This window comes from Nocardioides sp. GCM10028917, from assembly GCF_042666175.1.
In the GTDB taxonomy this organism is placed as follows: domain Bacteria; phylum Actinomycetota; class Actinomycetes; order Propionibacteriales; family Nocardioidaceae; genus Nocardioides.
Map to the genome: position 1 here is coordinate 294,244 of NZ_JBHTFL010000008.1, position 12,349 is coordinate 306,592.

Below are 12,349 nucleotides of genomic sequence, written 5' to 3' on the forward strand. Positions count from 1 at the left end.
AAGGCCGCAACGACCTGTTCACCAACCCGGTGCTCGCCGAGATCGGCCGAGGCCACGGCAAGTCCGTGGCTCACGGGTACTGCGTTGGCTCATCCAGCGCGACGTGGTCGTCATCCCCAAGTCCGTGCGCCGCGAGCGGATTGCCGAGAACTACGGCGTCTTCGACTTCCAGCTCACCGACGAGCAGATGGCCCGTATCAGCGAACTCGAGACCGGAGACAGCCTGTTCTTCGACCACCGCGACCCCGCCACGACCGCCCAGCTCGGCGGGTGCCGCCTGTCATGACCGCACGCGGAGACACGACCGTGCCGTCGTCGGTTCGGCGCATCCTGGTCGTCGGCGCGACGGGCACCGTCGGCCGGCACGTGGTCGAGCAGGCACGCGACCTCGGGCTCGACCTCCGCGCCCTCGTCCGCGACCCTGAGCTCACCCTGGCTGACGATCTTCGTCCGCTCAGCGAGCAGCTCCTTGAGCCTGCGTTCGGCGGCGCGCGGACTGCTGGAGGTGGCTTGCACGCGACGCAGCTGGCCGTCGTAGTCCCGGAAACGAGTCGAAGCTCGTCCGCGGGCGTCCGGCAGTGTCTCGAGATAGGGGTACGGGGCCTGGCCACGTCAGCTCACCCGCCGCTGGGCCCGTGCCCGGGCTCGCTCTCGCGCTGGCGCACCAGCCACGCGAGGACATCGGAGGTGGCGAAGCGGACCCGTCCCCCGGCCTTGACGGCACAGGGTCCCTTGCCGTCGGTGCGCCAGTCCCGGATGGTCGTCACCGGCACGTGGAGGTAGTCGGCGAGCTCGTCGATGCTCAGCAACGGCTCCAAGCCGCTCAGCGTGCTGTTGTTGGTCTTCATGCAGCTGAGGTGCACGGGTGGATCCGCGCGGTCGTACGGTGGTCCGCACCCGACCGTGTCGGTGCCTGCCGGAGCGTGTTTGTGGCGGCTCACCGCAGGTCTGGCGGGTTTGTGGCGGTCGGATCAAGTCTCAAATGCTTTCAGGCTCGGAGATCAGTGATCTCCGAGCCTGAAACTTTGTAGCGGGGGCAGGATTTGAACCTGCGACCTCTGGGTTATGAGCCCAGCGAGCTACCGAGCTGCTCCACCCCGCGTCGGTGAACAGAACATTACAGGGGTGGTCGGCCGAGCCCAAATCGGGGTCAGTCCGCGAGCTCGACAGCCTCCTCGATGAGCGCTCGACCCTGCTCCATCAGGCGGGCCCACCTCACCGTCTCGCCGTCAGCCTGGGCCTGGTCCGCCTGGACGAACTTGGTCTCGGCCCGCCGGAGCAGCTCGCGGATCTGCGCCTGGACGCTGCCCGACGGTGCCTCGGTCGGGCTGGCACCCTCGCTGGGGGTCGGCTCGTCAGTCGGACTGGGCTCGTCGGTGGGTTCCGGGGACTGGTTCTGGTCCCGGCCGCCGTCGTCGGCGAAGATCAGCGAGTCGGCGATCGCCCCGCGCAGCGTCTCCCCGATGCCGACGTTGCCCTCGTAGGAGACCAGCACGAAGCGCAGGATCGGGAAGTTCGACTCACCGGCACGACGGGTGTAGACCGGCTGCACGTACATGAACGTGTCACCGATCGGCAGCGTCAGCAGGTTGCCGGGCACCCGGTCGGCGTCGCCGGTCGTGTAGGGCAGCAGCGCCTGGCTGACGTCCTCGTTGGTGGCGAACGTGTTGGCGATCTGCAGGGGGCCACCCGAGGGCTCGTTGGGCAGCTGCAGCACCGAGACCTTGCCGTAGTCCGTGCTGGTCGCGTCGCTGTTGACCGCCATGTAGGCCGCGAGGTTGTTCTCCTTGCGCCGCGGCACGTAGACGGAGGTCAACGACCACGTCTCGCCCTCACCGGTGTCGGTGAAGAGGCGGTACGGCGGCTGCAGGCGGGTGGTGCGCTGCGGGTCGCTCGGGACCTCCCAACGGCTCGATCCCTCGAACCACGCCGACGCCGACGTCTCGTGGTAGCGCTGGAACTGGAATCGCTGGGCCTTGAACAGGTCCTCCGGGTAGCGCAGGTGCTCCCTCAGCGCCTCGGGGATGTCCTCGTTGGGCTGCACGACATCGGGGAAGACCTCCTCCCACGCCTGGAGGATCGGGTCCTCCTCGTCCCACTCGTAGAGGGTGACCGTGCCGTCGTACGCGTCGACCGTGGCCTTCACCGAGTTGCGGAGGTAGTTGATCTCGTCGGTCGGCAGCGTCTGGAAGCCGGTGTTCTCCTGCAGCGAGTCGTCGGTCATCTCCTCGAGCGACTCGCGCTGGGAGAGCGGGTACTTGTCGGTGACGGTGTAGCCGTCGAGGATCCACTGGATCCGGCCGTCCACCACGGCCGGGTAGGGGTCGGAGTCGACGGTCAGCCACGGGGCGACCTTCTCGACCATCTGGCGAGGGTTGCGGTCGTAGAGGATCTTCGAGTTCTCGTGCACGCGGCTCGACAGCAGCAGGTTGGGCTCGCTGAAGCGCACCGCGTAGAGCAGCTGGCTGAAGATGTTGCCGATCGGGACGCCGGCCGCGCCGTCGTACGTCGTCGCGACCTCCTCGTCGCTGCGGTCGCCGCGGGGCAGGTCGAACTCCACCGGGGCACCACCGGGCCGCTGGCCGACGATGCTGTAGGTCGGGCTCTGCTCGCCGAAGTAGACGCGCGTCTCGTAGCCGTCCTCGCCGGCGAGCCTGGTGAGCGCGTCCTCGTCGGCCTCCTGGCCCTCGGCCCACTGGATGCCGGTCTGCTGGACCGAGTCGTCCTCGGGTCGCTGGTTGGCGTAGGCAGCGATCACGCCGTTGCCGTGGGTGTAGGCGGTGTGGAGGTTGGACCAGTTCTGGTCGCCCTCGGCGAGCCCGCTCTGGTCGAGCTCGCGGACGCCCAGCACCACGGCGCGGTCCTTGCCCTCGATCTCGTAGCGGTCGACGTCGAGCACGTTGGGCACCGAGTAGTAGGCCCGGACCTGCTGCTGCTGCTCGAAGATCTCGCTGACGATCTGCGGGTCGACCAGCGGGATCCCGTCGGTCACGTCGTCCAGGGTCTCGAGCTCACCGTCGCCGGAGACGGCGGTCCCGCCGACGTCGCGCACGTCGATCTGGTCGAGCTGGTAGGCCGCGCGCGTCGCGTCGATGTTGGCCTTGATGTAGGGGCCCTCACGGTCCGGCACGTTGGGGTTGACCCGGATCGCCTGGACGAGCGTCGGGACGATCAGGCCGAGGATGATGGCGGACAGCGCGAAGAGCGCGACGCCCACCGACGGCAGCAGCCACGTGCGCCGCCAGATGTTGGCCAGGAACAGCAGCGCGCAGACGATCGCGATGCCGGCGAGGATCTCCTTGGCGGGCAGCACCGCCTTGTCGTCGGTGTAGCCCATGCCGGTGAAGATCGAGCCGGAGTTGGTGACCAGGTCGAAGCGGTCGAGCCAGTAGTCGACGGCCTTGGCCAGCACGAAGAGCGCCAGCAGGGCCGAGACCTGGATCTGCGCGGCGCTCGTGAGCCGCTCGCCGGGACGGGCGGAGAGCCGGATGCCGCCGAACAGGTAGTTCATCAGCAGCGAGGCGATGAGGCCGACGACCGCCAGGGCCATCACGAAGTCGACGATGTAGTGCCAGAACGGCAGGTCGAAGACGTAGAAGCCGACGTCCTTGTTGAAGTACGGGTCGGTCGTGCCGAACTCCTTGCTGTGCCGCCACAGGGAGTAGCTGCGCCACTGGCCCGACGCCGAGGCACCGGCGAAGAGGCCCATCAGGGCGGCAGTGCCACCGATGACCCAGCCCATGCGCGGGCCCACCAGCTGGCGGTAGCGGTCCATCCCGTCGTCGGGCATCCCCGGCATGCCGGGCCACAGCACGGGCCGGTAGCGGTAGGCCATGGCCATCGCCACCGCGACCACGGCAGCCATCAGCCCGGCGAAGACGAAGAAGAGCCCGATGCGGGTGAGCAGGAGCGTCGTGAAGACCTCCTGGTAGCCGACGGAGCCGAACCACAGCCGCTCGGTCCAGAAGGACGCGAAGGCGCTGAGCAGCATGAAGGCGAGGACGAGGATGATGGCGGTGATGACCAGCGCACCCGGTCGGCGTGACGTGCTCGCCGGACGCGCGCCGCCCGAGCCTCCGTTCCCGCCGGGCCGCTGGGGGCCGTCGGGTCCGGTGGGTCCGCTGGGTCGGTCGAAGGGATTGCTCATGGCCTCAGGGGTTCTCGTCGGGGCGGGGCTGGGTGTCGTGCGTGAGGTCGTGGGACGGGTCGTGCAACGTCGCGTGGAGGAGGTCGAGGAGACCGGGGACCAGCTCCGTGCCGTTGACCACCGACTGCTCGTCGTCGTGCGCCCGCAGGCGCAGGGCGCAGTACGACGCCCCGGCGCGCGTCACGCCGGCGACCATCCGCACCTCCTGGCGATCGGGGTGCTCCCGCGCGAACAGCTCCGCAGCGGTGGGGTCGTCCGGGATCTCGTCGTCGACGTCGGGCGGGAGCACGAGCCGTTCGATGACGGCGGCGCACCCGGCGACGCTCTCGGGCCAGGCGATGGTGTGCAGCGCGTCCTCGAGCACCTGGCCGGGTGGCAGACCGTCCTGCTCGATGGGCGTGAACGACCCGTCGTCGCCGGGGCCGTCGATCGCCATCGCGGCGGCCAGCTCCGGCTCCTGGGCCACGAGCGTCGCCGTGTCGACGAGGGCGTACAGCCGGGCCGGCTGGTCCCACCCTTCCTGGGCGACGTGCGCCTCGATCTCGAGGATCGCCGCGGCCAGGGCCGGGTCCTCCGGGAGCGCGTCGGGAGCGCCGGGCTCGGGGACGGCGTCGGGAGTCGGGTCGGTGGGGCTCGTCATGAGGCGGTCTCCTCGCAGCTGGGGAGGTCGGCGTCGGGGTCGGCGACCCAGTCGTCCAACGTCTTCACGGCGCCGTCCATCGTGGTGGCCTTCGCCAGGCGCATGTCGCCCGGGTCCACTCCCCCGATGCCGTCGCAGTTGTCGGACGGGACGAGGAACAGCTCCGCGCCGGCGTCGCGGGCGGCAGCGATCTTCTGCTGGATGCCGCCGATGGGTCCCACCTTGCCGGCCGGCGTGATGGTGCCGGTGCCGGCGATGTCGGCGCCGCCGGTCAGCGAGCCGGGGGTGAGGGTGTCGTAGATGGCCAGCGACATCATCAGCCCGGCGCTGGGCCCGCCGATGTTGTCGGCGATGTCCACGCTGACCTCGAAGGGGAAGTCGAAGCCGACGCCCGGCGTGATGCCGATGCGGAGGTCGCCGTCGACCTCCTCGGGGGTGACGTCGACCGCCACCTCCTTCTTCCCGCGTCGTACGACGAACGCGACCGGCTCACCGGGCGACGCGGCGTCGACGGCGTCGACGACGTCCTGGGCGCCGGTGACCTTGGCGCCGCCGACCTGCAGCAGCACGTCGCGCACCTCGAGCTTGCCGTCGGCCGGCAGGCCCGGGGTCACGTCGAGGACCTCCACGAGCGGGTCCACCTGCTCCCCGAGCTGCGTGAGGGCAGCCGCGATCGCGGTGTCCTGCGAGGACACCATCGCGGCCTCGGACTGGCGGTCGCTCGACTCGTCGGTCTCCTCGGGGGCGTAGATGGAGGAGCGTGGCCAGACCGCGGCGTCGGGGTCGAAGTAGGCGCGCAGGAGCTCGGGAAGGCTGACGTCCTCCTGCGGCGTGCTGACGTAGACGGTCGTCATCCGCAGCTCGCCGTCGTCGTAGTAGGCCTCGTGGCCGGTGACCTCGACGATCTCGTCACCGTCGTCCTCGGCCAGGATGTCGACGGTCGGTCCTGGGTAGTAGGTGACGTAGGGCAGGGGGACGAACGCGGCCGTCGCCCACAGCACTGCCAGCAGGCACAGCGCGAGCAATCCCGCCCTGGTCCGCTGACTCATGGGCGCAACTCTCTCAAACGACGGCAACTCCGCGGCAACGCGCGTCGCTCACGAGGCGCGTCGGGTGGCGCGGTCGCCCGGGTCGGCCCCGTGGCTGGGCCGGACGGCGATGCCCGTGCTGCGGTCACGCACCCGTGTCGACGTACGACGCGTGCCCGCCGGTGGCTCCTTGGTGAGGGCTCGGCCGAGGCGTTCGACGGCGACGTCGCGGTCGACCTCGCCGCGGCCGTCCCGCCCGGCCCACGACACCCACGCCATCGCCGCGAGGGCCACGACGGCCGACGGCACGAGCCACAGCAGGATCTCCACGCGACGAGCGTAGGTGCCGCGAGGGGTCCGGGCCGGGAGGCCCTACGGCGTGCCGACCCACTCCTCGGTGTGGTCGTCGAAGACCTGGTGCTTCCAGATCGGCACCTCGGCCTTCAGCGTGTCGATGAGGGCGCGCGAGGCAGCGAAGGCGTCGCCGCGGTGGGCGGCGGTCGTGGCGACCACGACGGCGAGGTCCCCGATCCGCAGCTGGCCCACCCGGTGCACCGCCGCCACGCCGCGGACGTCGTGGTCGGCGGCCACCTGTCGGCAGACGTCCTCGAGCCGCGCCAGCGCGGTCGGGTGCGCGGAGTAGTCGAGCGCCGTGACGCCCTTGCCACCGTCGTGGTCGCGGACCTGGCCCACGAAGAGGGTGAGCCCGCCGGCACCGTCGTCACCGAGCGCGTCGAGGACCTCGGTCACGTCGAGCGGGGTGTCGCGGATGTCGACGAGGCGCACGGGATCGGACGTGGGGTCGCTCACCCGGCCGAGTCTAGGGGTGCCGCTGCTGGGCGCGGTGAGTACCGTGGAGGCCATGAGTGACACCCCCGGTGGTCCCGGATCGTCCGGTCAGGGTCCCGACGACAACAACCCCTTCAAGGGCACGCCCTTCGAGCAGATCTTCTCCCAGATGGGCGGCTTCGGCCCGGGAGGCGGCCTGCCCGACCTCAACTCGCTGATGGCGCAGATGCAGTCCTTCTTCGCGCCGCACGACGGCCCGGTCAACTGGGAGACGGTCACCGACCTGGCCCGCCGGGCCGCGGCCCAGGAGCCCGACCCCACCGTCAGCCCCGCCCAGTCGGGCGCGGTCGCCGACGCCGTGCGCCTCGCCGACCACTGGCTGGACACCACGACCGAGTTCCCCTCGGGCGTGACCACCACCGCCGCGTGGTCGCGGGCCGAGTGGATCGTCGAGACGATCCCGGTCTGGAAGGTGCTCGTGGAGCCGATCGCCGGCTCCGCCACCCAGGCCCTGGGCCAGGCGATGCCCGAGGAGATGAAGCAGCTCGCCGGTCCGCTCATGGCGATGCTCGGCAAGGCGAGCGGCGCGATGGTCGCCTCCCAGGTCGGCAGCGGCCTGGGTGCGCTCGCCGCCGACGTGCTCAGCGCCTCCGACATCGGCCTGCCCCTCGGGCCGATCGGCAAGGCCGCGCTCCTGCCCACCAATGTCACGGCGTTCGCCGAGGAGCTGCCCGACGTCTCCGCCGACGACGTGCTGCTCTACCTCGCGCTGCGCGAGGCCGCCCACCAGCGGCTGTTCGCCGGCGTGCCGTGGCTGCGCGACCACCTCATCGAAGCGGTCTCGGAGTACGGCGCCGGCATGGACTTCGACACCTCCGGGATGGAGGCCAAGCTGCGCGAGGTCGACATGACGAACCCCGAGGCCATGCAGGACGCCCTCGCGGGCGGGCTCTTCGACCCCGAGCCGTCGACCGCACAGAAGGCGGCGCTGGAGAAGCTCGAGGTGACCCTCGCCCTCGTGGAGGGCTGGGTCGACGAGGTCGTCAGCCAGGCCACGGCCGAGCGGATGCCCGCCGCGGCCAAGCTGCAGGAGACCGTACGCCGCCGGCGCGCCGCGGGCGGTCCGGCCGAGCAGACGTTCGCCACCCTCGTCGGCCTCGAGCTGCGGCCTCGCCGGCTCCGGGACGCGTCGGTCCTCTGGGGCTCGCTGCGCACCCGCCAGGGCGCCGAGGCCCGCGACGGCGTCTGGATGTCGCCGCACCTGCTGCCCACCGCCGCCGACCTCGACGACCCGCTTGGCTTCCGGGAGGACTCGGTGACGCCCGACGAGCTGTCGGAGGAGGAGTTCGACGCCGGCCTGCGCGACCTGCTCGACGGCGGCGACAGCGGCACCCGCCCCGCCGAGTGACCCTCCACGCGAGCGCCGTCGCCACGCTGTCGGGCTGGGTCGCGCCGACGCCCGCGCAGGCCGCACTGCGCGACCGCTACCTCGCCCACCTGGCCGCGCACCCCGACGGCCTGGCCAAGGCGTGCTTCCCCGACCACCTCACCGCCGGCGCGATCGTCGTCTCCCCCGACGGCGGCGCGGTGCTCCTCAACCACCACCGCAAGGCCGACGCGTGGCTCGCCTTCGGCGGCCACCTCGAGCCCGACGACGCCTCCCTGGCCCGCGGCGCCCGGCGGGAGCTCGTCGAGGAGTCCGGGCTGATGTCGTTCGACTTCGACGAGGAGCCGCTGTCGCTCGACGAGCACGCGGTGGAGTTCTGCTCCGACCGCGGCACCGTCCACCACCTCGACGTGCGCTTCCTGGCCACCGCCGAGCCGGACGCCGGCCACGCCACGAGCGAGGAGTCGCTCGACGTGCGCTGGTGGCCGGTCGACGCGCTCCCGGCGACGTTCGACGACATGTACGTCCTCATCGAGGTCGCGGTCGCGCGGGTGCGGGAGGCTCAGTCCTCGTCGACACCCGGGGGCGGCTCGAGCCGGGCGGCCGCGGAGTAGCCCTCGAGGTAGCCCTTCGCCTTGTCCGCGCGGGGATAGCGGTCGACCCACGCCCAGAACGCCGGCGTGTGGCCCGACTCCAGCAGGTGGGCCAGCTCGTGGACGAGCACGTAGTCCACGACCCAGCCGGGCACCTTCTGCAGCCGGTCGCTGAGCCGGATGGTGCGGTCGCCGGGGGTGCACGAGCCCCAGCGCGCGTTCTGGTTGGTCACCCACCGCACCGAGGCGGGGACCGCGAGGCCCCCGAGGTAGAGGTCGTTGAGCTTGGCGGCCCGGGCGACGAGGTCGTCGTCGGACCGCAGGCGGCGCTTCTCCTGCCGCTCGATGCGCGCGACCATGTCGGCGACCCACGTCGCCTCGTCGCGCTTGCTCATGGCGGCGGGGATGAGCACCACGATGCGGTCGCCGTCGCGGTAGGCCGAGACCGTCCGACGGCGGCGGCGCGAGCGGCGCACCTCCACGTCGGGCGGGGTGGCCGGGGTGCTCATGTGCCGAACCTAGCCCCCGCCACCCACACTCGAGGGTGGACTCGCTGGGGCGCAGCCACGCTCAGAGCCGGGCCGCGGCCCACTCGAGGAGCCGGTCGCGGTCCCAGGTGGTGACGATCCGGTCGGCGTCGATCCCCGCCTCGGTGGCGCGGGCGGCGCCGTAGTCGAGCATGTCGAGCTGGCCCGGCGCATGGGCGTCGGAGTCGATCGAGAACAGGCACCCGAGGTCGCGGGCGAGCTCGAGCAGCCCGGTGGGCGGGTCGCGGCGCTCGGGCCGCGAGTTGATCTCCACGGCCACGCCCTCCTCCGCGCACGCGGTGAACACCGCCTTCGCGTCGAACTGGCTCTGCGGTCGCACACCCCGGTTGCCGGTCACCAGGCGACCGGTGCAGTGGCCGAGGACGTTGGTGTGCGGGTTCCGGACGGCGGTGACCATCCGCTTCGTCATCGGGGCGGCGTCCATCTTGAGCTTGGAGTGCACGGACGCGACCCGGACGTCGAGTCGGCCCAGCATCTCCGGGGTCTGGTCGAGCGAACCGTCGTCGAGGATGTCCACCTCGATCCCCTTCAGCAGGGTGAACGACCCGCCGAGGTGCTCGTTGACGGCGTCCACGACGCCGAGCTGGCGCGTCAGCCGCTCGGCGCTGAGCCCGTTGGCCACCCGCAGCCGGGGGCTGTGGTCGGTGAGCACGAGGTAGTCGTGGCCGAGCTCCATGGCGGTCATCGCCATCTCCTCCAGCGGCGAGCCGCCGTCGGACCAGTCCGAGTGGGAGTGCAGGTCGCCCCGCAGCCGGGCGCGCAGCTCCTCCCCGCCCTGCGCCAGGGGTCCGGCGGTCGCCTCGAGCCTGACGAGGCGCTCGGGGACGACCCCGTTGCACGCGTCGGTGATGGCGGCAGCGGTGCTGGGGCCGATGCCGGTCAGCTCGGTGAGCGTGCCGTCGGCCGCGCGTCGGCGTACCTCCTCCTCGGGCAGCGGCAGGATCGTGCGCGCCGCCTTGCGGAAGGCCTCGATCCGGCGGGTCTCCTCGCGCTGGCGCTCCATCAGGAACGCGATGCGCCGCAGGGTCGCCACGGGACCGCGGGCGGTGCCCGCCGTCGACTCCTCGCCCAACTTCTTCTCCTCCACAGCCCCGTCGCGGGTGAAACCGCTGGTCACCCGCACAGTACGGCGCTCGCCCCGGGCGTGTCGCGCACAGGGTCCTCCCCACACCCGGTGCCTCCGTCCACCCCCGACGGACCGCGGTGCACACCGTCTCCACAGGACTGTCCACAGGGGTGGACACCCACCCGTTGACCGCGCGGGTGGCCGGCCCTAGCGTTGCGCCCAGAAGGGCCCCACGGCTCCTCGACGCCAGCTGGGGAAGGCAGGCGTCGGAGGCTGCGGGGCCCCTTCTTCGTCCTCTCTTCCGGGAGGCCGCGCGCGGTCAGCGTCCGTGGAACTGCGCGGACCGCTTCTCCCTCGCGGCCGCGATGCCCTCCTGGAGGTCGGCGGTCGCGAGCGTCATCGGCTGGGCGAGCGCCTCCCACTGCAGCGCCGACTCGAAGTCGGCGTGGCCACCGTCGGCGAGCGCGACCTTGGTCAGGCGCGCCGCGATCGGCGCGGTCGCCGCGATGCCGGCCGCCGTCTCCAGCACCTCGTCCAGGAAGGACCCGGAGTCGATGACGCGCGAGACCAGGCCGAGCCGCAATGCCTCGTCGGCCTCCACGACGCGGCCGGTGAGGAGCAGGTCGCGCGCGTGGGCGGGGCCGACGACGTTGGGGAGCAGCCAGGTGCCGGCCATGCCCGCGTGCATGCCCAGCTTGTTGAAGGGCACGCCGAGCTTGGCGCCGTCCGCCGCGTAGCGGATGTCGCAGGCCAGGGCGAGGCACAGGCCGGCCCCGATGGCGGCGCCGTTGACGGCGGCGATGGTGGGCACCTCGAGGCGCCGGATCGACAGCCATGCGCGGTAGAACGGCAGCATCCGCGACCGCAGCCGGTCGACGCTCGCGTCGGGCTCGCTGGCGATCCACGACGTGTTGCCACCGGAGCAGAAGGCACTGCCCTCCCCCGTCACCACCACCGCGCGCACCGACGTGTCGGCAGCGATCTCCTCGACGGCCGCGACCCACGACGAGGTCATCTCGTCGCTCATCGCGTTGCGCATCCCGGGGTTGTCGAGGGTCAGCAGGACGACCCCCTCGGAGGGGCGCTCGAGGCGGAGGTGGGTGAGGTCGGAAGAGGTCGCGGGCATGGCCCGAGGGTACTGATCCGGCTGAGCGTGAACTGACCCGGATTCACGCTCAGCGCGTGTGGTGCGTGAGCGTGGCCCACGCGTGGCGTAGGGTCGTCGGCGGAGCGCTGGCAACCGTCGGCTCTCCCCGGCGGGCTTCCCCGAGAGACTTCCCCGTCGCGACGACCAAGAAAACAAGCAAGGAGGCCGTCATGGCGGAGACCTGGAGCGGTGAGTTCTACTGCGTCAAGTGCAAGGAGAAGCGCGAGGCGGAGGGCGAGATCAAGGTCAACGACAAGGGCACCAAGATGGCCAAGGGCGTCTGCCCGGTCTGCGGCACGAACCTGAACCGGATCCTCGGCAAGGCGTGAGCCTCAGCTCTTGAGCTCTCGGCAGCGGCGTCACCCCTCGGGTGGCGCCGCTGCTGCATGTCGGGGTGCTGAACCCGGGGTCGCCTGTGGACGACGGCCCGCACCCGTCACCGTCGTGGCACCGTCGGAGGGTGCCCACCCGCCCCGCCCCCTCGCCGTACGCCGGCGGCACGCGCGCGCAGCTCGACTGCCCTGACGCCTGGACCGGGCCCGTCGTCGCCGCGCTCACCGCGGCGGGGGTCGCCGTCGACCGCGGCGCGCCCGTCGGGATCGCGGTGACCCCGGCACGCCTGGTCTCGGCCACGGTCGACGCGTGGTGCGTCGACTCGCTGCCCCACGTGCTGGTGGGCGTGCAGCCCTACGCCGTGGATGTCGGCCCGTGGGTCGCGCCCGGCGTCGGGCCGTGCGCGCGGTGCGTGGCCGCTGCGGTGCTCGACGAGGGCGATCGCGCGGCACCGGGAGCCGTCCCGAGGCCGTTGCTCTCGCTCGCCGCCGGAGCGGTCGCCCGCGACCTCGCCGCGTGGTCGCGGAGCGAGCTGCCGCACACGTGGCTCACCTCGTGGCGCGTCGACCACGAGCCGGTGCCGGCCGCACGGCGCTGGCAGCGCCACCCCTACTGCGGGTGCGCGTGGTTCGACGGGATCGACGCAGGCTTCGACACCGGCTGATCGGCGT

14 protein-coding genes, 1 tRNA gene and 1 pseudogene are annotated in these 12,349 nt (G+C 71.9%); 6 read left to right on the forward strand and 10 right to left on the reverse strand.

Annotated elements, in window-relative coordinates:
• Positions 1-103: 103 nt before the first annotated feature.
• Positions 104-286, forward strand: a complete 183-nt coding sequence (locus ACFQW6_RS17915; protein WP_378548483.1) for a hypothetical protein — start codon at positions 104-106, stop codon at positions 284-286.
• Positions 283-441 (forward strand): annotated as a pseudogene (locus ACFQW6_RS17920) (NmrA family NAD(P)-binding protein); the annotation flags it as partial. The gene ACFQW6_RS17915 and the pseudogene ACFQW6_RS17920, both read left to right, overlap by 4 nt.
• Before the next feature lie 176 nt (positions 442-617).
• Here ACFQW6_RS17920 and ACFQW6_RS17925 read toward each other — a convergent pair.
• From ACFQW6_RS17925 to ACFQW6_RS17955, 7 genes are all read right to left on the reverse strand, one after another.
• Positions 618-848 (reverse strand): helix-turn-helix domain-containing protein, encoded by a 231-nt coding sequence (locus tag ACFQW6_RS17925; protein WP_378549187.1) that lies wholly within the window; start codon positions 846-848, stop codon positions 618-620.
• 180 nt (positions 849-1,028) lie between these two features.
• Positions 1,029-1,102 (reverse strand) — tRNA-Met (locus tag ACFQW6_RS17930).
• A 48-nt stretch (positions 1,103-1,150) separates the two neighbouring features.
• On the reverse strand, positions 1,151-4,147 hold the full coding sequence (locus ACFQW6_RS17935) for a UPF0182 family protein (protein WP_378548486.1): 2,997 nt from the start codon (positions 4,145-4,147) through the stop codon (positions 1,151-1,153).
• 4 nt (positions 4,148-4,151) lie between these two features.
• A complete protein-coding gene (locus ACFQW6_RS17940; RefSeq protein WP_378548489.1) occupies positions 4,152-4,787 on the reverse strand; it encodes a PPA1309 family protein in 636 nt (211 codons plus the stop codon).
• Positions 4,784-5,836: a PDZ domain-containing protein gene (locus ACFQW6_RS17945; protein WP_378548492.1), complete on the reverse strand. Its 1,053-nt coding sequence runs from the start codon at positions 5,834-5,836 to the stop codon at positions 4,784-4,786. The genes ACFQW6_RS17940 and ACFQW6_RS17945 overlap by 4 nt, the downstream gene beginning before the upstream one ends.
• 48 nt (positions 5,837-5,884) lie before the next feature.
• On the reverse strand, positions 5,885-6,145 hold the full coding sequence (locus tag ACFQW6_RS17950) for a hypothetical protein (RefSeq protein ID WP_378548495.1): 261 nt from the start codon (positions 6,143-6,145) through the stop codon (positions 5,885-5,887).
• A 42-nt stretch (positions 6,146-6,187) separates the two neighbouring features.
• Positions 6,188-6,625, reverse strand: a complete 438-nt coding sequence (locus ACFQW6_RS17955; protein WP_378548498.1) for a molybdenum cofactor biosynthesis protein MoaE — start codon at positions 6,623-6,625, stop codon at positions 6,188-6,190.
• Between the two features lie 52 nt (positions 6,626-6,677).
• Here ACFQW6_RS17955 and ACFQW6_RS17960 point away from each other — a divergent pair, with 52 nt between their 5' ends.
• Positions 6,678-8,012, forward strand: a complete 1,335-nt coding sequence (locus ACFQW6_RS17960) for a zinc-dependent metalloprotease (protein WP_378548501.1) — start codon at positions 6,678-6,680, stop codon at positions 8,010-8,012.
• Entirely contained in the window at positions 8,009-8,605 is a 597-nt protein-coding gene (locus ACFQW6_RS17965; RefSeq protein ID WP_378548504.1) for an NUDIX hydrolase, read from the forward strand. The genes ACFQW6_RS17960 and ACFQW6_RS17965 overlap by 4 nt, the downstream gene beginning before the upstream one ends.
• Here the strand turns inward: ACFQW6_RS17965 and ACFQW6_RS17970 are convergent.
• The 3 genes from ACFQW6_RS17970 to ACFQW6_RS17980 form a co-directional block, all read right to left on the reverse strand.
• Positions 8,554-9,093 carry a M48 family metallopeptidase gene (locus tag ACFQW6_RS17970; protein WP_300050923.1) on the reverse strand — a complete coding sequence of 180 codons (540 nt, stop codon included), beginning with the start codon at positions 9,091-9,093 and terminating at the stop codon, positions 8,554-8,556. The genes ACFQW6_RS17965 and ACFQW6_RS17970 overlap by 52 nt on opposite strands.
• A 61-nt stretch (positions 9,094-9,154) precedes the next feature.
• The gene (locus ACFQW6_RS17975) at positions 9,155-10,249 is read right to left on the reverse strand and encodes a PHP domain-containing protein (RefSeq protein ID WP_378548507.1); all 1,095 of its coding nucleotides are present in this window, start codon (positions 10,247-10,249) and stop codon (positions 9,155-9,157) included.
• Positions 10,250-10,517: 268 nt separating this feature from the next.
• Positions 10,518-11,324, reverse strand: coding sequence for an enoyl-CoA hydratase/isomerase family protein (locus ACFQW6_RS17980; protein ID WP_378548510.1), 807 nt, complete (start codon positions 11,322-11,324; stop codon positions 10,518-10,520).
• Between the two features lie 191 nt (positions 11,325-11,515).
• Here ACFQW6_RS17980 and ACFQW6_RS17985 point away from each other — a divergent pair, with 191 nt between their 5' ends.
• Both ACFQW6_RS17985 and ACFQW6_RS17990 read left to right on the forward strand, forming a co-directional pair.
• A complete protein-coding gene (locus ACFQW6_RS17985) occupies positions 11,516-11,674 on the forward strand; it encodes a DUF5679 domain-containing protein (protein ID WP_090969683.1) in 159 nt (52 codons plus the stop codon).
• 131 nt (positions 11,675-11,805) lie between these two features.
• Positions 11,806-12,342 (forward strand): hypothetical protein, encoded by a 537-nt coding sequence (locus ACFQW6_RS17990; RefSeq protein ID WP_378548513.1) that lies wholly within the window; start codon positions 11,806-11,808, stop codon positions 12,340-12,342.
• Positions 12,343-12,349 lie beyond the last annotated feature (7 nt).

Coding starts and splice junctions, on each gene's coding strand:
- ACFQW6_RS17985 (WP_090969683.1), top strand. CDS start 11,516: ATGGCGGAGACCTGGAGCGGTGAGTTCTACTGCGTCAAGTGCAAGGAG.
- ACFQW6_RS17980 (WP_378548510.1), bottom strand. CDS start 11,324: ATGCCCGCGACCTCTTCCGACCTCACCCACCTCCGCCTCGAGCGCCCC.
- ACFQW6_RS17970 (WP_300050923.1), bottom strand. CDS start 9,093: ATGAGCACCCCGGCCACCCCGCCCGACGTGGAGGTGCGCCGCTCGCGC.
- ACFQW6_RS17945 (WP_378548492.1), bottom strand. CDS start 5,836: ATGAGTCAGCGGACCAGGGCGGGATTGCTCGCGCTGTGCCTGCTGGCA.
- ACFQW6_RS17960 (WP_378548501.1), top strand. CDS start 6,678: ATGAGTGACACCCCCGGTGGTCCCGGATCGTCCGGTCAGGGTCCCGAC.
- ACFQW6_RS17935 (WP_378548486.1), bottom strand. CDS start 4,147: ATGAGCAATCCCTTCGACCGACCCAGCGGACCCACCGGACCCGACGGC.
- ACFQW6_RS17925 (WP_378549187.1), bottom strand. CDS start 848: ATGAAGACCAACAACAGCACGCTGAGCGGCTTGGAGCCGTTGCTGAGC.
- ACFQW6_RS17940 (WP_378548489.1), bottom strand. CDS start 4,787: ATGACGAGCCCCACCGACCCGACTCCCGACGCCGTCCCCGAGCCCGGC.